At 60.5% G+C, this 21,187-nt stretch carries 22 protein-coding genes and 5 tRNA genes; 8 read left to right on the forward strand and 19 right to left on the reverse strand.

From position 1 onward, the window contains the following. Positions 1–394: 394 nt before the first annotated feature. The 3 genes from murA to KRX51_RS07925 all read right to left on the reverse strand — a co-directional run bounded on the left by murA (position 395) and on the right by KRX51_RS07925 (position 3,484). The gene (gene murA, locus KRX51_RS07915) at positions 395–1,660 is read right to left on the reverse strand and encodes a UDP-N-acetylglucosamine 1-carboxyvinyltransferase (protein WP_218362612.1); all 1,266 of its coding nucleotides are present in this window, start codon (positions 1,658–1,660) and stop codon (positions 395–397) included. Between the two features lie 40 nt (positions 1,661–1,700). Then, positions 1,701–2,537, reverse strand: a complete 837-nt coding sequence (gene ramA, locus KRX51_RS07920; protein ID WP_218362613.1) for an acetate metabolism transcriptional regulator RamA — start codon at positions 2,535–2,537, stop codon at positions 1,701–1,703. Between the two features lie 170 nt (positions 2,538–2,707). Then, positions 2,708–3,484: an enoyl-CoA hydratase-related protein gene (locus tag KRX51_RS07925; protein ID WP_218362614.1), complete on the reverse strand. Its 777-nt coding sequence runs from the start codon at positions 3,482–3,484 to the stop codon at positions 2,708–2,710. A 162-nt stretch (positions 3,485–3,646) separates the two neighbouring features. On the opposite strand from KRX51_RS07925, the gene cysK reads away from it, so the two are divergent. Then, positions 3,647–4,579, forward strand: a complete 933-nt coding sequence (gene cysK / locus KRX51_RS07930) for a cysteine synthase A (RefSeq protein ID WP_218362615.1) — start codon at positions 3,647–3,649, stop codon at positions 4,577–4,579. Between the two features lie 16 nt (positions 4,580–4,595). Then, positions 4,596–5,189 carry a serine O-acetyltransferase EpsC gene (gene epsC / locus KRX51_RS07935; protein WP_218362616.1) on the forward strand — a complete coding sequence of 198 codons (594 nt, stop codon included), beginning with the start codon at positions 4,596–4,598 and terminating at the stop codon, positions 5,187–5,189. On the opposite strand, the gene KRX51_RS07940 is transcribed toward epsC, so the two are convergent. The 7 genes from KRX51_RS07940 to KRX51_RS07970 form a co-directional block, all read right to left on the reverse strand. Continuing rightward, positions 5,186–5,653: a hypothetical protein gene (locus tag KRX51_RS07940; protein ID WP_218362617.1), complete on the reverse strand. Its 468-nt coding sequence runs from the start codon at positions 5,651–5,653 to the stop codon at positions 5,186–5,188. The genes epsC and KRX51_RS07940 overlap by 4 nt on opposite strands. 73 nt (positions 5,654–5,726) lie before the next feature. Beyond that, positions 5,727–5,799, reverse strand: a tRNA-Phe gene (locus KRX51_RS07945). 25 nt (positions 5,800–5,824) lie between these two features. Next, positions 5,825–5,901 (reverse strand) — tRNA-Asp (locus KRX51_RS07950). A gap of 135 nt (positions 5,902–6,036) precedes the next feature. Next, positions 6,037–6,113: transfer RNA gene (locus tag KRX51_RS07955), tRNA-Asp, on the reverse strand. A gap of 10 nt (positions 6,114–6,123) precedes the next feature. Further along, a tRNA-Glu gene (locus KRX51_RS07960) sits at positions 6,124–6,199 on the reverse strand. A gap of 91 nt (positions 6,200–6,290) precedes the next feature. Beyond that, on the reverse strand, positions 6,291–7,070 hold the full coding sequence (locus KRX51_RS07965) for a CPBP family intramembrane glutamic endopeptidase (protein ID WP_218362618.1): 780 nt from the start codon (positions 7,068–7,070) through the stop codon (positions 6,291–6,293). Between the two features lie 101 nt (positions 7,071–7,171). Next, positions 7,172–7,247 (reverse strand) — tRNA-Lys (locus KRX51_RS07970). Positions 7,248–7,407: 160 nt separating this feature from the next. Between KRX51_RS07970 and dusB the strand changes: the two genes are divergently transcribed. Together dusB and phoU are read left to right on the forward strand one after the other, a co-directional pair. Then, the gene (gene dusB / locus KRX51_RS07975; protein ID WP_218362858.1) at positions 7,408–8,556 is read left to right on the forward strand and encodes a tRNA dihydrouridine synthase DusB; all 1,149 of its coding nucleotides are present in this window, start codon (positions 7,408–7,410) and stop codon (positions 8,554–8,556) included. A 46-nt stretch (positions 8,557–8,602) separates the two neighbouring features. After that, complete coding sequence (phoU, locus tag KRX51_RS07980; RefSeq protein ID WP_218362619.1) at positions 8,603–9,334, forward strand: phosphate signaling complex protein PhoU; 732 nt, start codon at positions 8,603–8,605, stop codon at positions 9,332–9,334. A gap of 72 nt (positions 9,335–9,406) precedes the next feature. On the opposite strand, the gene pstB is transcribed toward phoU, so the two are convergent. From pstB to KRX51_RS08010, 6 genes are all read right to left on the reverse strand, one after another. Then, positions 9,407–10,183 (reverse strand): phosphate ABC transporter ATP-binding protein PstB, encoded by a 777-nt coding sequence (gene pstB, locus KRX51_RS07985; RefSeq protein ID WP_218362620.1) that lies wholly within the window; start codon positions 10,181–10,183, stop codon positions 9,407–9,409. 29 nt (positions 10,184–10,212) lie between these two features. Next, entirely contained in the window at positions 10,213–11,145 is a 933-nt protein-coding gene (gene pstA, locus KRX51_RS07990) for a phosphate ABC transporter permease PstA (RefSeq protein ID WP_218362621.1), read from the reverse strand. Further along, complete coding sequence (gene pstC, locus KRX51_RS07995) at positions 11,145–12,182, reverse strand: phosphate ABC transporter permease subunit PstC (RefSeq protein WP_218362622.1); 1,038 nt, start codon at positions 12,180–12,182, stop codon at positions 11,145–11,147. Before pstC ends, pstA begins: the two co-directional genes overlap by 1 nt. A gap of 75 nt (positions 12,183–12,257) precedes the next feature. After that, entirely contained in the window at positions 12,258–13,349 is a 1,092-nt protein-coding gene (pstS, locus tag KRX51_RS08000; RefSeq protein ID WP_370625085.1) for a phosphate ABC transporter substrate-binding protein PstS, read from the reverse strand. A 201-nt stretch (positions 13,350–13,550) separates the two neighbouring features. Further along, positions 13,551–14,342, reverse strand: coding sequence for a mycothiol synthase (mshD, locus tag KRX51_RS08005; RefSeq protein ID WP_218362623.1), 792 nt, complete (start codon positions 14,340–14,342; stop codon positions 13,551–13,553). 3 nt (positions 14,343–14,345) lie between these two features. After that, complete coding sequence (locus KRX51_RS08010) at positions 14,346–15,026, reverse strand: response regulator transcription factor (protein ID WP_218362624.1); 681 nt, start codon at positions 15,024–15,026, stop codon at positions 14,346–14,348. A gap of 75 nt (positions 15,027–15,101) precedes the next feature. Here KRX51_RS08010 and KRX51_RS08015 point away from each other — a divergent pair, with 75 nt between their 5' ends. Then, positions 15,102–15,848 (forward strand): DUF2993 domain-containing protein, encoded by a 747-nt coding sequence (locus tag KRX51_RS08015; protein ID WP_218362625.1) that lies wholly within the window; start codon positions 15,102–15,104, stop codon positions 15,846–15,848. A 14-nt stretch (positions 15,849–15,862) separates the two neighbouring features. Further along, a complete protein-coding gene (locus KRX51_RS08020; protein WP_218362626.1) occupies positions 15,863–16,471 on the forward strand; it encodes an FABP family protein in 609 nt (202 codons plus the stop codon). Here KRX51_RS08020 and KRX51_RS08025 read toward each other — a convergent pair. Further along, positions 16,468–17,277, reverse strand: coding sequence for an aminodeoxychorismate lyase (locus KRX51_RS08025; protein WP_218362627.1), 810 nt, complete (start codon positions 17,275–17,277; stop codon positions 16,468–16,470). The two genes, KRX51_RS08020 and KRX51_RS08025, sit on opposite strands and share 4 nt — an antisense overlap. Positions 17,278–17,307: 30 nt before the next feature. Between KRX51_RS08025 and KRX51_RS08030 the strand changes: the two genes are divergently transcribed. After that, positions 17,308–18,333, forward strand: coding sequence for a folate-binding protein YgfZ (locus KRX51_RS08030; protein ID WP_218362628.1), 1,026 nt, complete (start codon positions 17,308–17,310; stop codon positions 18,331–18,333). Between the two features lie 109 nt (positions 18,334–18,442). Next, positions 18,443–18,622, forward strand: coding sequence for a DUF3073 domain-containing protein (locus KRX51_RS08035; RefSeq protein ID WP_218362629.1), 180 nt, complete (start codon positions 18,443–18,445; stop codon positions 18,620–18,622). On the opposite strand, the gene purM is transcribed toward KRX51_RS08035, so the two are convergent. Together purM and purF are read right to left on the reverse strand one after the other, a co-directional pair. Beyond that, positions 18,619–19,683 carry a phosphoribosylformylglycinamidine cyclo-ligase gene (gene purM, locus KRX51_RS08040; protein ID WP_370625086.1) on the reverse strand — a complete coding sequence of 355 codons (1,065 nt, stop codon included), beginning with the start codon at positions 19,681–19,683 and terminating at the stop codon, positions 18,619–18,621. The two genes, KRX51_RS08035 and purM, sit on opposite strands and share 4 nt — an antisense overlap. Continuing rightward, positions 19,680–21,179: an amidophosphoribosyltransferase gene (gene purF, locus KRX51_RS08045; RefSeq protein WP_218362631.1), complete on the reverse strand. Its 1,500-nt coding sequence runs from the start codon at positions 21,177–21,179 to the stop codon at positions 19,680–19,682. Before purF ends, purM begins: the two co-directional genes overlap by 4 nt. Positions 21,180–21,187 lie beyond the last annotated feature (8 nt).

A 21,187-nucleotide genomic window follows, 5' to 3' on the forward strand; every position in this document is an offset into this window, starting at 1 on the left:
AAAAACAACACACCAACCAACACCCACACAAAGCAGGCGCCAGCCGGTCTGGCATTTCCAAAAAAGGCACCCACCACACACGGGGAGCGGGCAGGCACCCAACGCGCACACCACCAACCACACACCCAAAAAAAGGGCACGCAACCAGCAATGCACACAAAAAAAATTAGTACATCGGCACACTATCGAGTTCTCACACAACACGCGCACACCATCGGTTTCCGTTTCCGGCTCCCGATTGGCAGCGAGATTGGAGTTTAAACCATGTCCGTCCCGATTGCAAAATCGAGGTGAACTTGGGAATAACTCCCGCTAGCTTGCGCCAGCCCGGACTACATTACAACTGAGTCCTGCCAATACCAAAACGGCAGGGTAACGCCGGTTTTAGCACGGTTTAACGGGTATGCCTACGCACATCTGCACCAAGTTCACACAACGTTTCCACGAACCGCGGATAGCCACGATCAATGTGGTAGACATCGTGCACTTCGGTCTGCCCACCAGGCTCTGCACACAAACCGGCAAGCACCAAACCAGCCCCAGCGCGAATATCCGATGACCACACCGGAGCAGACGACAACGCCTGCTTACCGCGAATCATCACATGGTGACCATCAATCGTTGCGTCCGCACCCAGGCGAATCATCTCGTCAACGAAGCGGAAGCGCGACTCGAAAACATTCTCCGTCAACACGCTCGAGCCCTGACTCACCGCTGCCATCGCAATGGCCATCGGCTGCAAATCCGTCGGAAAGCCCGGGAACGGCAACGTCTGATAGTTCAACGAATGCGGAGCCTCGGTTCCACGAACACGGAAACCCGTCGGGAAAGACTCCACCTGCGCACCAGCAACACGCAGCTTCTCCAGCGGAAGATGCAGGTGAATGGGGTCAATACCACCGACGGTGATATCACCGCGCGTCATTGCGGCGGCATAGGCCCACGTACCAGCAACAATCCGGTCGCCCACCACCTCATGCTCAGTAGCGTGCAACGAATCGACGCCCTCAACGGTGATGGTGTTGGTACCCGCACCGGAAATGCGCGCGCCCATCGCGCAGAGCATATTGCACAGGTCCACAATCTCCGGCTCTCGGGCAGCGTTATCCAAGGTGGTCACACCGTCGGCAAGCACCGCTGCAGTAAGAATATTTTCGGTGGCACCAACCGACGGGAAGTCCAGCACAATCGCAGCACCCTGCAGCCTTGCCGCCTGGGCAACCACACAACCATGCTCGATCCGGGTGGTCGCACCCAGGCGCTCCAACCCAGACTGGTGCATATCCAAAGGACGCGAACCAATAGCGTCACCACCAGGAAGAGCAACAACAGCTTCACTGCACCGCGCAGTCAGCGGGCCGAGCACACAAACTGAGGCGCGGAACTGGCGCACAGCCTCAAAATCCGCACGCGAGGAAATCTCGCGCGGCACCGTGATCGCAACAACATCGCGATCCCGCTCCACCTGGCAGCCAAGGCCCTCGAGCACATTCTGCATCAGGGGAACATCATCGATATCGGGGCAATTGCGCAGCACCGTAGTGCCTTCTGCGAGCAGCGCAGCGCCCATCAACTTGAGTACAGAGTTCTTAGCCCCGGTAACGCGCACCTGGCCCTGAAGCCGAGCGCCGCCACCGACGAGGAAAATTTCGGCAGTCACGGTCTAAACACAACCACAAAAGCAGCGTCGGGGCCCACTGTTAGGGCAACGCACCTATCCGGCGAGCCGCATTCACTGCCTCATACCGGGTGTGCGCGCCGAGTTTGCGCATCACCGAGCGCAGATAAGACTTCACCGTCTCAGCACCAATGCCCATTTCCTCGGCAGCTTCGACATTGGTGTGGCCAAGAGCCACACAAGCAAGAACGTCGAGCTCACGGGCAGAAAGCTTGGTGGTCTGCTTCACCCGAACCGGGCTGACCATCTGGTCGCACAACTCTTCAAGCTCGCCGCGAATATCTTCATCCTCGATGCGGTTAGCCAACATCCGCAGCCGGGAGTGGGTAGAACGCACCTGCTCCCACTCAGCCCCGTTCATCACGCGGCGGCCCTTATTGGTCGCGGTGCGGTCAAGATTGCGGCAGGCATCAGCAACAGCAAGGTCTTGTTCCAGGCTGCGCGCGGTCATGGTGACTTCTTCCAGCACCTTGTCGCCGAGGCGGACGGAGGAATGAACACCGCCATAGAGCACACCGCGCACATTGCGTCCGACGATGACGGGGACCGCGACGAGGGAATGGAGTCCCTCATCGCGAATCGCGTCATCGTATTCATGGGTGATCACCTTGGCGCGTAGGTAATCACTCACCCCCACCGGCCGTCGCGTTGCAAGCACGCGGCCACCGACACCAGAACCGGCATCAATGATGAGGTTGTGCAGTGCTGGAGTACGCAACCCCACCCAATGGGTGATCTTCAGCTTGGCCGGCTCGATGACGTCGCCGTAAGCCGTCACCGGTATTCCGGTGGTGTTTTTCAGGCTGACCAGCGACGATCGAATGACTTCGTCGTCGTCAGCAATGCGGTGGGGATCCATCCAGCTTCCTCCTGCTCCGCTACCCGGATAAAGACAAAATCCCGGTATGAACCCCCAAGTGGGGGGACAATCACGAGTACGGCCTCGATTGTACCCTCGAAACGGGCATCGATCAGTGCGTTATGCCTCACATCTCGTGATTGCCGTGCCCCCTGTTGGATACACCTTCACTACCCCCGGTCCCACTTCGGGCGGCGCTTCTCGATAAAGGCCTTCATGCCCTCGACCTTATTGGGCGAGGAGAACAGCGAGTGGAACACCCGACGCTCATAATGCACACCCTCAGCCAAGGAGACCTCGAAGGACCGATCCACGGCCTCAGTGGCGGCATATGCAGCGCTCAGCGGCATATCGGCAACATGGGCAGCAATGTCGGCCACAGCCTCAGCAAAACCCTCCAGCGGCAGCACACGGGACACCAGCCCGGAACGCTCCGCCTCTTCGGCGCCGATCTGACGACCGGTGAGAATCATGTCCATCGACTTAGCCTTGCCGATGGCCTGGGTCAGGCGCTGTGAACCACCCATGCCGGGAATAACGCCGAGGGTGATTTCCGGCTGGCCGAACTTAGCGTTATCGGCGGCAAGGAGAATGTCACCCATCATCGCGAGTTCGCAGCCGCCGCCGAGGGCATAGCCCGACACGGCAGTAATGATGGGCGTGCGGACCTTCTGCAGGCGATCCCAGCCGGAGAAAATGTCGTCGACAAAGATAGCCGGGTACCGCAGATCGACCATTTCCTTGATATCGGCGCCGGCGGCAAAAGCCTTTTCGGAGCCAATGATGACAATGGCGCCAATTCCGCGGTCGGCCTCATAACCTTCGACGGCCTCAACGAGCTCCTTCATAACGGTGGTATTCAGCGCGTTGAGAGCCTTGGGGCGGTTGAGAGTAATGGTGGCGACGCGGCCATCGACGCTGGTCAGAATGGTCTCGTAATTGGACATCGAGCGCAGTCCTTTTCTATGGGAGGGGTTGGCGTGATTCCATCATGGAGCATCACGCAGGTTGTGCATAGACCGATTTTTCACCATATAGACGTACCGGTCTGTACTTACGTGCTAGGTGCTAGTACGGTAGGGGCCTCACTCAGATGAAAGGACCCTGACATGACCATTTTCAACGATGTCACTGAACTAGTCGGCAACACCCCTATGGTGAAGCTCAATCGTATCGGTGCCGACCTGCCCGGCAATATTGCGGTCAAGCTTGAAGGCGCCAACCCGGCGAACTCCGTTAAAGATCGCATCGGTAAGGCCATTATTGACGCAGCCGAACGCTCCGGAGAGCTCCAGCCCGGCGGCACCATTGTCGAAGGTACCTCCGGTAATACCGGTATCGCACTGGCCATGGTCGGCGCGGCGCGCGGTTACGACGTGATCCTCACCATGCCGGACACAATGTCTAATGAGCGCCGTATCGTACTCCGCGCTTTCGGCGCCAAGCTTGTGCTCACCCCGGGCGCTGAAGGCATGCGTGGCGCAGTAGAGAAGGCCAACGAAATTGTGGCCAATACCGAAAACAGCATCCTGGCGCGCCAGTTCGCTAACCAGGCCAACCCGGAAATCCACGAGGCCACCACCGGCCCGGAAATCTGGGAGCAGACCGACGGTGAGGTTGACTTCTTCGTCGTCGGCATCGGCACCGGTGGCACCATTACCGGCGCAGGCCGCCACCTCAAGGCCAAGAAGCCGGCAGTCAACCTCGTCGGCGTCGAGCCGGCCGCTTCTCCCCTACTTACTGAAGGCACCGCCGGCCCGCACAAGATCCAGGGCCTCGGCGCAAACTTCGTGCCCGATGTTCTCGACCGCGATCAGCTCGACGAAGTCATCGACATCAGCAATGAACGCGCCATGGAGGTCGCCCGCGAGCTTTCCGCTAAGGAAGGCATCTTCGCTGGTATCTCCGCCGGCGCCAATGTCGCTGCCGCTCTTGAGGTCGCCGCACGTCCGGAAAACCAGGACAAGCTCATCGTCACCGTGATCCCGGATTTCGGTGAGCGCTACGTCTCCACCGCCTTGTTCTCCGATCTTCAGGACTGAACTACTATCTAGGATCATGTTTCAGTTCCTGGAGACCATGAGGGAAGACCTACGCAACGCGCGCAACCATGACCCCGCCGCCCGCGGGGATGCGGAAAACGCGGTTGTGTATTCCGGCCTCCACGCGATTTGGTCACATCGAATCGCGCACCGGTTCTGGCTGCGCGGCGGCGCCTGGAAAGGCGTCGCACGCATCCAGGCCCAATTCACCCGGTTTCTGACCGGGATTGAGATCCACCCCGGCGCCACCATTGGCCGCCGTTTCTTTATCGACCACGGCATGGGCGTGGTTATCGGCGAAACCACCGAGATCGGTGATGACGTGATGCTCTATCACGGAGTCACCCTCGGCGGACGCAGCCTTGCGCCTGTCAAACGCCACCCCACCATCTGTGATGGGGTCACCGTCGGCGCCGGCGCAAAGGTCCTAGGTCCCGTAATTATCGGTGAGCGCTGCGCAATCGGCGCCAACGCCGTCGTCACGCACGACGCCCCACCGGATTCCATCCTCACCGGCGTTCCCGCCGAGGTGCGGCACCGCAAACCAGAAGAATGCAAGCCGCTAGTCGACCCGTCGCTGTACGTAGCCGGCGACGGCGACGGAATCTAAGACTGCTCCTGGTACGGCAAAGGCGGCTCGCCGGGATGCTCGTCGGCACGCCCCACAGCCACCCGGCACGGCAGCCGGCCAGAGCCTTCCGCACGCGCTGCAGCCATACCAACGCTCCAGCCGGGGCTCACTGCCTCAGCAAGAGGCCCAGACAGGTCAGCAAGCTCCGCGTAGCTCATATCGGGCACCACAATGGTGATGCGCTGATTGCGGCGCGCCCCCGGGTCTTGGCCTGGGTTAGCCTCACGCCAGGCCGCAGAGAGCACCTCAAGCGTCGGTGAGGCCGGCATGACGTCCTCATAGACCTCAGCGCCGGCATCGGGCACAAGTTCGGCTAACTCATCGCGCACACGCTGTGCGGCTTCGGCACGCTGGTCTTCATCAGCGAAGACAAACAGACGGACCACCGGGGGTAGCGTGTCGTCATTCGACAGAGTGCCGGGCGAAGCGGATTCAACGGTCATGGGACTATCTTATCTGCCCATAAAGAACAGCAAAGCAGGCCCGGGTAAAAACCCGGGCCTGCTGCATTGGCTGTGGCCAGAAGCGGGATCGAACCGCTGACCTTCCACTTTTCAGGCGGACGCTCTACCGACTGAGCTATCTGGCCGGAAGCCCCTCCGAAGAGGAACCTCTGGCGACCCTGACGGGACTTGAACCCGCGACCTCCGCCGTGACAGGGCGGCGCGCTAACCAACTGCGCCACAGGGCCATATTGCCAATTTTTGTGTGCTTCAGGCTGGCCTGTTGCACAAGCGAGTACTCTACACAGGCGCAGACTACGCACACAAATCACCTGGTAAATAGGTGAAAACAAAAGAAGCGCCGGAAGTACCGGCGCTTCTTTTGGCGACCCTGACGGGACTTGAACCCGCGACCTCCGCCGTGACAGGGCGGCGCGCTAACCAACTGCGCCACAGGGCCTTAATTGAGGTGGTACTCCCAACGGGATTCGAACCCGTGTTGCCGCCGTGAAAGGGCGGAGTCCTAGGCCCCTAGACGATGGGAGCTCACCTCAGCGCTGCCCCTCGCAGGGCAACGTTTAGAAATCATAGAACACCACCCCAGATCCACCAAAACCGCTGGTAGCTACGGCTGTTTTTAGGTGTTCAGCATCATTTCATCCTGCGGTACCTTGTACCGGGTAGCCACCCACCACACAATCGGGATGACCAGCAGATACTCCAGCAGCGTCAACGGCACCAAGTGGTACTGCATATCAACACCAAAAAGACCGCTGGCCAGCAAACTGAAGTCGAACAGGGCGTGGTAAATCATCAGCGGCCACAGGCTATTCAGACACAGGTACAAACCCGCGAAAAGTAGACCCGCCGAGAATGTCGACGCCATCTGCATCAGCACATCCTGCAGCGGCAGACCACCAATCACATTCACCGAGTGCAACAGGCTAAAACCAGTCGCAGAGACCACGATGGCCACAAAAACGGAACGCTCCGCCATGAAGTTACGCAGCACCACACCACGGAAAATAAGTTCCTCCGAGAAGCCCACAAACGCGACCAGGATAAGCAAGGACACCACTGGCCATACCGAGTCTGGGACATGCCCGTCGATAAGCAACACCAACACCGCGTACCCCAAAGTCAGAGCAAATGGGGCGAAAACCCAGGCTCGGCGGATCTTGCCGAAGGTCGGCGGGATGGGTTTTTCGTCGCCGGAGAAATGGGTTCGTTCAATCCAACGCCAACCAAACCAGGCGAAGGTGCACATGGCGGCTTCGACGATCACGTAGGTCTTACCGAAGTTCGCGTCGGCGTAGTAAATACCAAAGGCGAACCTCCACACGCCCAGGCCAATGGCCATCAGGGCGATATAGCCGGCCATGACCCCAAGGGCCATTTTTTCGCGGCGAGTACACATCTCAAGTTCTCCTTATCAGCGTGATAGCACAAGCGTACCGCTGCTGTGCCTGCATAAGACATAGAAAAAAGGCCGACCATGCCAAGATGGTCGGCCTTTTTTGGTGGGCCCCGTGGGGCTCGAACCCACGACCTGCGGATTAAAAGTCCGTAGCTCTACCAACTGAGCTAGAGGCCCGTGCGTGAACATTCTAACCACAGCGCCCGGCGAACCAAACTAGCGGCGTGCACATGCCCAAAATTATGTGCCCACAGTCCGGTATGAGCTGGTGGAAGGTGTACTAGCCGGCGATTTCACTGCGGCGCGTTGCGGTGCAACAATTCCCGGCGTGAGCAAGCTGCAGATTGGTCCCTTCAAACTCGCCTCCCCGGTCGTACTGGCCCCCATGGCCGGTGTCACCGACATGGCGTTTCGGTCGCTGTGTCGACAACAAGAGCGCGAACTCACCGGCACGGTCTCCGGGTTATACGTGTGCGAAATGATCACCGCCCGCGCCCTTGTGGAGCGCAACGACAAAACCCTCAAAATGACCGAGTTCGCGCCCGATGAGGACCCGCGCTCCATGCAGCTCTACACCACCGACCCGGAGTGGACAGAACGCGCGGCCCGGATGATTGCCGAAGAAGATATCGCCGATCATCTCGACCTCAACTTCGGCTGCCCTGTGCCCAAGGTCACCCGCCGGGGCGGCGGCGCTGCACTGCCGTATAAACGCCGCCTCTTTGCCGACATTATTGCCGCGGCCGTCCGCGGGGTGGCGGGCACCAATATTCCAGTGACGGTGAAATTCCGGGTTGGTATTGATGCCGAGCACCACACGCATCTCGACGCCGGCCGCATCGCCGCCGATATGGGTGCGGCCGCGGTGGCGCTGCATGGACGCACTGCGGCCCAGCGGTACTCCGGTAAGGCCGATTGGGCCGAGATCGCCCGCCTGAAGGAGCATATGGACGGCACGGGCATCCCGGTGTTGGGCAATGGTGATATTTTCGCCGCTTCGGACGCACGCACGATGATGGCCGAGACTGGCTGCGATGGTGTGGTTATTGGCCGTGGCTGCCTGGGCCGCCCGTGGCTGTTCGCTCAGATTTCAGCCGACCTTAATGGTGGGGAAATCCCGGAACCGCCGACGTTGGCCGCACTGGCCGACATCATGCTGCGGCACGCTCAGCTCATGGCCGACGCTGATGATGAGGCTAGGGCCTGCCGAGATATCCGCAAGCATATTGGTTGGTATCTGCGCGGGTATCCGGCCGGTGGTGAATTACGTAGCCAACTGTCGCGTGTGTCCTCACTGGAGCAGTTGGATTCACTGCTGGACGTATTGCGTACTGGTGATCATGCCGATGCCCGGCCTGCGGATGCCGATGGCCCGCGTGGGCGCCAGGGGTCTCCGGGCAAGGTTGTTTTGCCGGAGGGGTGGCTTGATGATCCGGAGGATCGGACTGTGCCGGTAGGCGCTGACGTGATGAACTCCGGCGGCTAAGTACTTGGCGCGCGAAAACGGTGTACGACGCATACTATTGCGAGTTATGCGTACCGTTTACCGCGAGCAAATGGACCACCTTGGCCATGATCTCATCCTCATGTGCGACCACATCCACGGGATGAATGAGTCTGCTGCCAAGGCCCTTTTCGACGCCAATTTAGAGGCCGCCGAATCCGTCCTGAGCGGCATCGATCATCTCGATGAGCTGCGGCTTCGCTGCGAAGAGCGTGCTATTGAACTGCTCTCTTTAGAGGCACCTGTCGCGCGTGATTTACGCCAGATTGTGTCCGGAATTTATATCGTGGAGGACTTGACCCGGATGGGTTCATTGTCCGTACATATCGCCAATATCGCCCGCCGCCGCCATCCGGAGAAGGCTTTGCCGGAACGTGTGGAGGGTTTCCTCAAGGAAATGGCGAGGAATTGTGACTCGATCACCAAATCTATGCGTGAGATCCTCATCACATATGACGTGGATTTGGCGCTGTCTATGGCCCGCCAGGACGATGCTGTCGACGATATCCACCAGCACCTAGCAACTCTGACTACAAGCGAGGATCGGTGGCCGTATAACTCTCGGGTCACCGTGGATGTGACGTTATTGTCGCGCTATTTCGAGCGCTATGCGGACCATGCCGTTGAGGTGAGTTCCCGGATGGTGTATCTCGCGACCGGCTATAAGCCTGCTGAATACCTGGAGCGCCAGCAGTCTCATGCGGAGAGCAAAGAGCTGCAGAAGCGGTTGGAAACACTGGAACGTAATTTCTCCCGGTAGGGCGCCCGGTAATACAACAAACCCCGCTCCTGGCTGATAGCAGCCGGGGCGGGGTTTGTTGTGTGTCTGGGTTTAGCCGAAGCGGCCGGAGATGTAGTCCTCGGTCTGCTTCTTGTCGGGGTTTTCGAAAATCTTCTTGGTCTCGCCGACTTCCACGAGCTGACCGGGCTTGCCGGTGGCCTCGAGGGAGAAGAAGGCGGTCTGGTCGGACACACGTGCGGCCTGCTGCATATTGTGCGTCACGATGACGATGGTGAAGTCTTCCTTCAGCTCGTGGATGAGGTCCTCCACGGCCAGGGTCGAGATCGGGTCCAGGGCGGAGCAGGGCTCATCCATGAGGAGAACCTCAGGCTCGACCGCAATGGCGCGAGCGATGCACAGGCGCTGCTGCTGCCCACCGGACAGTCCACCACCGGGCTTATCTAGGCGGTCCTTGACCTCTTCCCAGAGGTTGGCGGAGCGCAGGGACTTCTCGGCGATTTCGCGCAGCTTCTTCTTATCGCGCTCGCCGGAGAGCTTCAGGCCGGCCACGACATTGTCCTCGATGGACATGGTCGGGAACGGATTCGCTTTCTGGAAGACCATGCCGATGGTGTTTCGCACCGACACCGGGTCCACCTTCTTGCCGTAGATATCTTCACCGTCAAGGAGCACCTTGCCGGTGACGTAGGCACCCGGGATGACCTCGTGCATACGGTTCAGGGAGCGCAGCACGGTGGACTTACCGCAACCGGAGGGGCCGATGAAGGCAGTCACCGAGCGCGGCGGAACGTGGAGGTTGACGTTCTGAACTGCGTGGAAGTCACCGTAGTAGATGTCAACGTTTTCAAGATCAAGGCGCTTGGCCATTGTTATTACCTTTCGGAAAGGTCGAGCGACTACTGCTTGACGGAGTACTTCGCAGAGATCAGTCGGGCAGCGATATTGATGAGGGTGATGATGAGGACCAGGGTCAGGGCTGCGCCCCACATCTTGGCCTGGGCGGCGCCGGTATCACCGACCTTGTACATGTCCAGCATGAACAGTGGCAGCGAAGACTGGGACTGACCCAGCGGGTTCCAGGTGATGATGCGGGAAGTAGCCACAAGAATCAGCATCGGGGCCGATTCGCCCATCACTCGGGCAACAGCCAGCATGATGCCGGTGACAATGCCGGACAGTGCGGTGGGCAGCACGATGCGGACAATCGTCTTCCACTTCGGAACGCCGAGGGCGTAGGAAGCTTCACGGAGGTCAGCCGGCACGACGCGCAGCATCTCCTCGGTATTACGAATCACCAGCGGGAGCATCAGCAGCACCAAAGCCAGGGACACAGCCACACCTGAACGGTTCATGCCGAACATGACGACCCACATCGAGTAGATGAACAGGGAAGCCACGATGGACGGCACACCAGACAGGATGTCCACCATGAAGGTGGTCACGGAACCGAGCTTGGAGCCCTTGGCGTATTCCACCAAGTAGATGGCCACGAAGATGCCGATCGGGATGGTGACAATACAGGTCACAAGGGCCTGCACGAGGGTGCCGATAACCGCGTGTGCGACACCGCCGGATTCAGAGCTCACGGTGATACCGAGCTGCGAGCGGGTCCACCACTCGGCGGAAAGGATCATCGGCAGGCCGTGCTGGACCACAGAGAACAGCACCCAGATCAGCGGGATGAGCGCCATGGCCATGGTCGCGTAGATGATGACACCGGCAAATTTGTCCGCGCTACGCCGCGACTTGCTGATGGGGGTAAAGGTGGTTTCAGCGGTGGGGACCTTAGCGTCCGGGCTAGCCGCTACGGGGGTATTGGCGTTACTCATTACTTTCCCTTATTGCCGGCGACGATACGGGCAGCGGAGTTGACCACGAAGGTCAGCAAGAACAGCACCAGACCAGCGGACATGTAGGCGCCGGCCTTGAGGTTGTCGTTGAACTCCGGGGCAGCATTCGCGATGGCGGTGGCGAAGGTGGTGCCGCCGTCAAGCAGCGAACCACGGAACAGAGAGGTCGGCGCGAGGACCATGTACAGCGCCATCGTTTCACCGAGGGCACGTCCCAGGCCCAGCATGGAGCCAGCGATATAGCCGGACTTGCCGAAGGGCAGCACAGCCATCTTGGTGACTTCCCAGCGGGTGGCACCGAGGGCCTGCGCGGCCTCAATATGCCCCTTCGGGGTCTGCACGAAGACCTCACGGGTGGTGGCGGCAATAACCGGAAGAATCATGATGGCCAGCACGATGCCACCAGTAAAGAGGTTACGGCCGGTGTCGTACGCCGGTGAGTTGGCGTAGTGGTGGAACAGGAAAATGAAGCCGAGGTTCTCACCAAGGAAGCGGTAGACGTCCGAGAGGAACGGCCCCACGGCCATGAAGCCCCAAATACCGTAGACAATGGACGGAACTGCGGCGAGCAGGTCCACCAAGAACGACAACGGCTTGACGAGCTTCTTGGGGGCATAGCTGGTCAGGAAGATAGCGATGCCCAATGCGACTGGCATCGCCAGCAGCAGCGCCAAAAGCGACACGGCCACGGTCGAAAGGAAGAGGTTCGGAATACCGAACTTCATCGCCGAGGTGTCGAGAAGATTCCAGTCCTGGTTGTACGTCAGGAAATTCGCGACGTTATTGCTCATCGACGGGACTGCGCGAACCAGCAAGAAGATTGCGATCGCAATAATGGTGGCAGTCACCAGCGAAGACGACGCAACGGACAGAATCTGGAAGATCCGGTCACCCGGACGAATTACAGAAGAACCGGAAGCATCGATCTGGTCGGCCGTGGAGCCCTTCTTCTGCGACGGTCCCTCAGTCTCCTGATCGAGCGTCAGGCCACCTTTCACAGGTGTCGACGATGTCATTATTGAACCCTTCGATACGTGCCACGGCCGGTTTCCGTTCGGATGGCGGAAACCGGCCTCAGTCACATGATGTTGTTAGTTGATGGAGTCGACAGCGTCGACCAGCTTGTCCTTGAACGCACCGTCAACCGGGATGTAGCCAAGGTTGGCGAGTTCCTCGCCCTGGCCCTCTTCAAGAACGACCTTGAGGAAGTTCTTCAGTAGGTCACGGGTCTCATCGTCGTAGCCGGAGGAGCAGACGATCTCGTAGGTGGTCAGAACCAGCGGGTAGGCACCCTCACCATCCTGCTGGAACAGCTTCTCGGCATCGACAACCATGTCGTTGCCTTCGCTCTTGTATTCCAGGTTCTCCAGGGCGGTGTTGACGGACTCAGCATTGAGCTCAACCGGGCCGTTGCCGAAGTCAATCTTGGCGATACCCAGGCCGTTGTCCTCGGCGAAGCCGGACTCAACGTAGGTGATGGAGCCTTCGATCTCCTTGACCTGGTCGGCAACACCGGAGGAGCCCTTGGCGCCGGCGCCGGTGCCGGACGGGAAGGCCTTGGAGTGCTCGTGCGGCCACACGTCGCCAGCGGAGGCGGACAGGAACTTCATGAAGTTATCGGTGGTACCGGACTCATCAGAGCGGTAGACAACCTCAATCTCGGAGTCCGGCAGGTCAGCGCCGTCATTGAGCTCTGCAATGGCCGGGTCATTCCACTCGGTGATGTCACCGTTGAAGATCTTGGCAACGACGTCCGGGGTCAGGGTCAGCTCAATATCGCCCAGGTTGTAGGCGATAGCGACCGGGCCGATAACCATCGGCAGGTGCAGCGGGGCGTTACCGCTACAGCGCTCGGTGGCCTCGGCAACCTGGTCATCCTTCAGCGGGGAGTCAGAGCCAGCGAAGGCGACCTCGCCACCAATGAACTGCTTCTGGCCGGCGCCAGAGCCCGAGGCGTTGTAGGACAGAGTGGAACCGGGGGCAGCCTGCTCGTACAGGGAGGCGAAGTAGTCCATGGCGCGCTGCTGGGAGCTAGCGCCTTCACCCTGCAGCTCGCCGGAAACCTCGCTGAGGCCTTCGACCTCAATATTGCCGGCACCTTCCTCAGAACAAGCCGACAAGGTGAGGCCGGCAACGGCAGTAAGACCAATCATGGCAGCGGTACGGTGGCGTGCAGCGTTCAGCAAAATTTCCTCCAGGATATTTCGACCAAACCAGTCGAGGCTTGGTGCACAGCGATAACGGGGCGCAGTAGCCCTGTCTGAAACCTGAAGTTAACGTCGGCCGGTTGCCGAACCCTTGTCTAAAAATGAACTGAGGGTAAACATGGGGATTTTCTTTGCCAGATGGCGTGTTTTACATCACATTTGGCTGTTTAACCGGCTCTAGGCCCACCGATACTGAACGTCTTCCTGAGAAATATTGAAGCCAATGGACTCATACGTGCGCACCGCCGGAGTGTTATCGGCCTCCACGTACAGCAACACCTCTTGCACCCCACGTGCGGCTAGATGCGCGATCCCCACCCGGGTTAACCATCCGCCAATACCGCGCCCACGAGCAGCATCAGCCAGACCAATCACGTACACCTCGCCCACATCGGCGCTATGCATCTTGGTCCAGTGGAACCCGAGAACCTCACCATCATCAGCAACGGCAAAGAACACCCCATTGGGGTCAAACCACTGGGTATCCCGAGCCTCATCCAACTGCTGCTGATCCCAGCCGCCCTGTTCCGGGTGCCAATCAAAAGCCTCGTTATTAACCGCCAACCACCGCTTATCGGCCTCCCGCTCCCCTAGGCGCTGCTGTACCTCCGGCAGGCTCTCCACATGCACACCCGCCGGCGCCTCCGGCACCTCTGCGGCCGGCCCGGGCAACGACATCTGCAACAACGTCCGGCCTGCAATCATCCCCGCCGAACGAGCCAAAGCCTGGGCACCAGGCAAGTTCCCGTGCGCCCACACCTGGGCCGGGCGCACCTGAGCCAATAACTGCGTACCAATGCCCTGGCGACGTTTATCAGGGTGCACAACCAGCTCAGCAGTATCCCCATCAACGACAGCAAACCCGCCCGGGACGCACACAGCGTCGGCAAGCTTCTTTAGGAAGGCCTCCCCCAACGGCTCGACTCCATCATGGGCAGTGGCTGCCTGGAGGATCTCGGTGGGGTTCATGCGCTACTCCGCTTCGGGGTCGATGGCCTTATATCCGACATTGCGCACCGTGGCAATGAGGTCATCATGCGAAGGGCCAAGCTTGGCGCGCAGGCGACGCACATGCACATCAACGGTGCGGGTGCCGCCACGATACTCATAACCCCACACGTCCTCCAGGAGCTGGGCCCGAGTGAAAACACGCCCCACATTGGCCGCCAAATAACGCAGCAGCTCAAACTCCTTATACGTCAGGTCAAGCTGGCGCCCCCGCACCCGAGCAGTGTAGGTGTGCTCATCCACAACAAGGTCGCCGACCACAATCATCGCGTCCTCATCGTCCTCAGTCACCGGCACCGGGCGACGCGACAGCAGCAACCGCAGGCGCGCATCAATCTCCGCCGGGGAGGCATCCGGCAAGATGAAATCATCAATCGCCCACGAACCATCCAAAGCAATTAACGCCGTATCCACGGCCAACACCGCCACCGGAAGGTCTGGGTTCGCGCCGGCAATCGTGCGGCACAACTCACGTACCGCCAACAGATTCGGCCCAGTCGCGTCGATCAACGCCACGGTGGCATCATCAAGCAATGCAGCGGCCTGCACCGACGCCGGCAACCGGACAACCTCGTGATTAAGCAACCCAAGAGTTGGGATCGTGGCGCGGATATCGGGATTATTACTGATCAAAGCCAAACGCATATCGCCACCACCTCCGTCCACAACAAGGTACTCCCGGGATGATATGCCATAACGCAAAAGGGTAGGAATGGAGCCGTGCCTTATTCACGTCGCACCCGCATAATCGCCACCGCCGCCGCAGCCATCCTCGGTACCGCCGCGGTGGCTGATACGGCCCTGGCTATCCATGCCGAGCACACCTTCGCCAACACGCTGCGCGAAGACGCCAACCTGCCGGCAGCCCCCTACACCAGCCTCGGCGGCGTGGCCTACACGTCCTCCTTCATCACCGGACAATGGAGTTCCATCAAGGCACGCGCCCGCGATATCGACATCCCGGGACTAGGACTGGTCACCGTTGAATCTGGTGCCGTTAATGCCGAAGTTCCCGCCAAAGCTATCCTCACCGGCAAATTCACCGAGGCGCGCACCAAAAAATATTTCACCCGCATCCAACTCGACGCGGTCGCCCTAGGCGGACTGATCGACGTCCCCGACCTGCGCGTACGCAATCTCGAAGACGAATCCCCCAGTGGCGGATGGGAAACCGAAGCGCTGCTCGAAGGCACCCCGAAAGGCTGCTCCGAACCCGCCGAAGTCGCAGTGAAATTACGTATCTGGCAAGGGACGGTACACATCACCCCCTACCAAGTGCGGCATAACGAATGCCCCTTAAGTGACCGCGACGTGATGGATATCTTCACGCTCACCCTGCCCGGCGATAACCTGCCGCTTGCCGACGATCCGACCCGCATTTATGTGGCCGGCGGTGCTATCTACATCGAGAATGAACAGCGTGAAGTGCAGGTTTCGGCTGACGATTTTCTCCCACGATCCCGCTAAGTAGGCTGGAGCACATGACTACCCCGAGCAACGGAAACGAAGCAATCGACCGCGCCGCAGAACAGGCCAAGCAGACCAGCGGCCGAAATATCGCCGACTTTTCGGATCTGCCTGTGCCCGGGGACACCGCGAACCTGCGCGAAGGCCCCAATATTCACGACGGCCTGCTCGCCCTGCTGCCCCTCGTCGGGGTCTGGCGCGGCGAAGGTAAGGCCAACGGCGGTGCCGACGAGGACTACGAAATCGGCATGCAGGCGGTGTTCTCCCACGACGGCGAGAACTACCTGCGCTACGAGACCCGCACCTGGCGCCTCGACAATAACGAGCCCGTCGGCCGCGAAGTCGGCTTCTGGCGGATCAGCGAAGACGACGAGATCGAGGTCGTCTGCGCACACAGTGAAGGCGCCACCGAAATTTTCTACGGCAAGCCCATCTCCGAACGAGCCTGGGAAATGAGCTCTGCCTCCACCATGGTCACCGCATCCGGCCCGAGCACCCTCGGCGCCGGCAAGCGCCTCTACGGCTTGATGCCGAATAACGACCTCGGCTGGGTGGATGAGCGCATGCAGGGCGAAAACTACGTCCCCCTGCTATCCGTGCAGCTCTCCCGCTGGGCCGGCTAAGTAGCCAAAGCCTGTTCACACAGCGCCCGCACCGCCTGCTCGTCGCCACGCACCGGCAATTCCTCCCCGCCGATCGCAGCGACGCGCACAGCGGTGCGCACTGAGGACACCAACCACACCGAATCCGCCGCCCACAGGTCCGATACCGTCACCGTCGCCGCCGTACACGACCAGCCGTACTGCGGGGCGGTCTCAAAGAGCGCGGCCTGGGTGGTGCCGGGCAAAATATCCGGCTGCGCGGCCGGTGTGATCAACTGATTGCCGCGCACCAGAACCACCGTTGACGTCGCGCCTTCGAGCACGTGGTCAGCGTCGGTGATGTAGATAACGTCATCGCAGCCCTGGGCCCGCGCCTCCCGCAACGCCGCCATAGTGGCCCCATAGGACAGGGTTTTCGCCCCCGCCGTCACCGTGAACGCCCGCTGCGTCAGCAGGACATTGACCTCCCGCGGCCGCGGCGTGACCGGCTTGACCAGGATATATCCCGTCGGCTGGTGAGTAGTTTCGCTACCTCGGGTGTACACCCACCGCATAGCCGCTTCCCCGCTTAATTGCCCCACCGCCAGTTGGCCAGCGCTGCGCCACAGCTCAATATCGGGCGCAGGTAGGTCCAACGCGGCGGCAGAGCGGCTGAATCGCTGCTCATGCCGGACGCGGTTACACATATGCCCATCGCGCACCAACAACGTCTCGAAGACACCGTCGCCACGCACTGCGCCCAAATCGTCGGCAAGCAAAAATGGCTGCGCGGGGTCGCGCAACGCAGGGCCACCGTCGGCAAGCACGTCCACCAGGATGCTGTTCATACCACCAGCCTATTGCGTTAGTCTGCGGACATGATTCTTCATGCACCCGGATTCGTTGCTGTGCCCGATGATGACCCGAATGGTCACGCCGGGGTGGCCTGGCATTTCGGTAACCCCCTTGGTGAACAGCGGGCCGCAATGTCCGGCTGCGGCATCGTGGACCGCTCATACCGCCGCGTTCTGCGACTCACCGGCGCCGACCGGGTGGAATACCTCAACACACTGTTTTCCCAACAGATCGCGGATTCCCCGACGGAGGCACTCAACCTCGACCCGCAGGGCCGAGTGCTGCACCATATGTCGATCACACCGCTTGCCGACGAGGTGCTCATCGACGTCGAACCTGGCCAATACGACAGTCTGCGGACCTACCTAGAGCGGATGATCTTCCGCTATGACGTCACCGTGTCCGAGACTGACCTGACCGTAATCAGCCTTATCGGCAACCCAGTGGCAATCGACACCCCCGGTGTCCATAAACACCCGGCGCAATGGCCCGGCAACGGCCGCGTGGACCTCATTGGCGCCCCCGACGACCTCACCGCCGCCTGCCGCGACGCACAGGCCGCTGGTGCAGTGCCGACGGGATTAATGGCCTGGGAAGCCGAACGGGTCACCGCGCTGCGCCCGGAAATCAACCCCGACTTGGATGAGAAGACGATCCCGCATGAGGTGCCGAATTGGATCGGCGCGGACCAGGCCGTGCACCTGGACAAGGGCTGCTACCGGGGCCAGGAAACCGTCTCACGGGTGCATAATCTCGGCCGGCCGCCACGCACCTTGGTGCTACTGCAACTCGACGGCAGCGCGACACGACCGGACCCGAGCGATCCAATTACTGCCGGACGGCGTACGGTAGGCCGGGTTGGCACCGTAGTTGATCACTGTGACTTCGGACCTATCGCTCTGGGACTGGTCAAGCGCACCGCGCAGACCAGCGATGATCTTGCCGCAGGCGACTGCGCAATCAAGGTCGATCCGGAGACCATCGATAGGGATGATTCAGTGCGTCCGGGCCGGGCGGCGGTCAATAAGCTTCGGGGTAAGACAACCTGACGTGGCTTATTCCGAACCGTTTCGGCTAAGGTGTTCTACAGGAAATACGCATAGACAAACTCAAGGGGGCGGCCGCTTTGCCCGCCCCTGACCATCAAGGGGGTCTCGCATGGGTCGCGGCCGCGCCAAGGCTAAGCAGCAGAAGGTTGCCCGCCAGCTGAAGTACAACACGCCGGACATGGATCTGGAGCGTCTTCAGCGCGAGCTCGCTGGCGACTCCCCTTCGGAGGAGTCAGCCAGCGATGACCTGGTGGACCCAGAAGACTGGGCCACCGGCACTGACCGCTAGAACCGCGGGTGCTCGTCGACGAGCACCGCACCGCTTTCCTGCTCTGCGCTAGCGCGCACAGTTCCCAGCTCCCAGCACTCAATATGGCGGGCAGTCAGGATTGCCATCGCACGATCCCGATCCTCCGGGGCCACGATGGCGACCATGCCCACGCCCATATTGAACGTGCGCTCCATCTCATCGCGCGGCACTTGGCCGATTTCAGCGATAGTGCGGAATACCGGAGCTGGGCTCCACGTACCGCGGGAAAGCTCTGCGGTCAGCCCGTCGGGCATCACGCGGGAGAGATTCGCCGCCAAGCCACCACCGGTGACATGGCAGAAGGTGCGGACCTCCACCTCACCGGTCAGCGCCAGGCAATCCAGGGCGTAGATCTTCGTCGGCTCCAGCAGCTCCTCACCAAGGGTGCGGCCAAAGTCGTCGATATGCTCATTGACACCCAGACCAGCGGTCTCTAGCAAGACGCGGCGGGCCAGCGAGTAGCCATTGGAATGCAGGCCCGAAGAGCCCATCGCGATGACAATATCGCCATCGCGCACCCGGTCGGGGCCGAGCACCTCGTCCTCTTCGACAACACCCACACCAGTGGCGGAGACGTCGTACTCATCGGGGTCCATCACACCGGGGTGCTCGGCGGTCTCACCACCGAGCAGCGCACACCCGGCCTGCTGGCAGCCCTCGGCGATACCAGAAACAATGCTGGCCACATGTTCGGGCACAACCTTGCCGATCGCGATGTAGTCCTGCAGGAATAACGGCTCAGCGCCACATACCACCAGGTCATCGACGACCATCGCGACCAAGTCCAGGCCGATGGTGTCGTGCTTATCCATGGCCCGGGCCACGGCAAGTTTGGTGCCCACACCATCAGAGGACGCAGCCAATAACGGCTTGCGGTACTCCCCTAGGGCGAACAGTCCGGCGAAACCACCGAGACCGCCACGCACCTCCGGGCGAGTGGCTTTCTTAGCGATCGGAGCGAAAAGCTCCACGGCCCGGTCCCCGGCTTCGATATCGACTCCGGCGTCGGCGTACGAGACTCCCTTATTTTTGGTCACTATGTCCTCACGCTGTCATGAATGGTGTGGCCTGCCTGCATGCGGGCCACGGCTTCTGCATTGGGATTACCCTCTGGCAACCCCAAAGGATAGGCGCCATCGAAGCAGGCGCGACATAACGTCTTAGCGGCCTGCCCCGTCGCCTCGGTCATACCGTCGACGGAAACAAATCCCAACGAGTCGGCATTAATCGCCCGGGCAATGCTGCCCACCAGATCTTCCTGATCAACACCATTGGCGATGAGCTCACCAGGCGAAGCGAAATCGATGCCGTAGAAGCACGGCCACTTCACCGGCGGCGAGGCGATGCGCACATGCACTTCGGCCGCACCTGCCTCACGCAGCATCCGAATCAGGGCGCGCTGCGTATTGCCGCGCACAATGGAGTCATCCACCACAATCAGCTTCTTACCGCGGATAGCCTCCCGCAGCGGATTGAGCTTCAGCCGGATACCCAACTGGCGAATAGTCTGCGAAGGCTCAATGAACGTGCGCCCCACATAACTGTTCTTCGTCAGGCCCTGGCCGAATGGGATACCGGAGGCCTGGGCGTAACCCACCGCAGCAGGCGTGCCCGACTCTGGCACCGGAATGACCATATCCCCGTCGGCGGGGAATTCCCGCGCCAATTGGCGGCCGATTTCCACCCGCACCGCATTAACCGACTGGCCGCGAATATCTGAGTCCGGGCGGGCAAGGTAGACGAACTCGAAAATGCATCCCGACGGCTGGGGCGAGGCGAACTGGGTGGTGCGCACCCCGGACTCATCAATAGCAACAAGCTCACCGGGTTCGATATCACGCACATGTGCTGCGCCGACGATGTCAAGAGCACACGTCTCCGAAGCCACAACCCAACCACGCTCTAGCCGGCCCAACGCCAGTGGGCGCACGCCATGCGGGTCCCGGGCGGCATACAAGGTATTGCCGTCGGTGAAGGTCAAACAAAACGCACCCTCGATTCGCGGCAACAGCTCTAAAGCTGCGGCCTCGAGCGGGGTGCGTGCTCCTGGTTCGAATTTAGCCAGGTCATCGGCGAGCAATGCGCACATCACGTCGGAATCCGAAGGTAAGCGCTCGGCCAGGTCTATCAGGCCTCGCTGCTCGGCTTCCTCGGCTAACGAAATGTGGTTGATCAGGTTGCCGTTATGCGCAAGAGCGACATCGGAACCATCACTGGCCATCCGGAACATCGGCTGGGCGTTATCCCAACACGGTGTGCCCGCGGTGGTGTAGCGCGTATGGCCGATGGCGACATGGCCTTTCATAGCTTCCAACGTCTGCTCATCGAAGACCTGAGAAACCAGGCCTAAGTCTTTGAAGACGAGGATCTGGTCGCCATCACCAACGGCGGCACCGGCGGCTTCTTGGCCGCGATGCTGCAAAGCGAAAAGGCCATAGTAGGTGAGCTTGGCGACGTCCTCGCCGGGAGCCCACACACCGAATACACCACATTCCTCGCGTGGATCTGGATCGACCGTGTCCTGGGGCGTGTTCATGCAGTCTG

Origin of the sequence: Corynebacterium sp. TAE3-ERU12 (assembly GCF_019209905.1) — a bacterium.
Lineage (GTDB): Bacteria > Actinomycetota > Actinomycetes > Mycobacteriales > Mycobacteriaceae > Corynebacterium.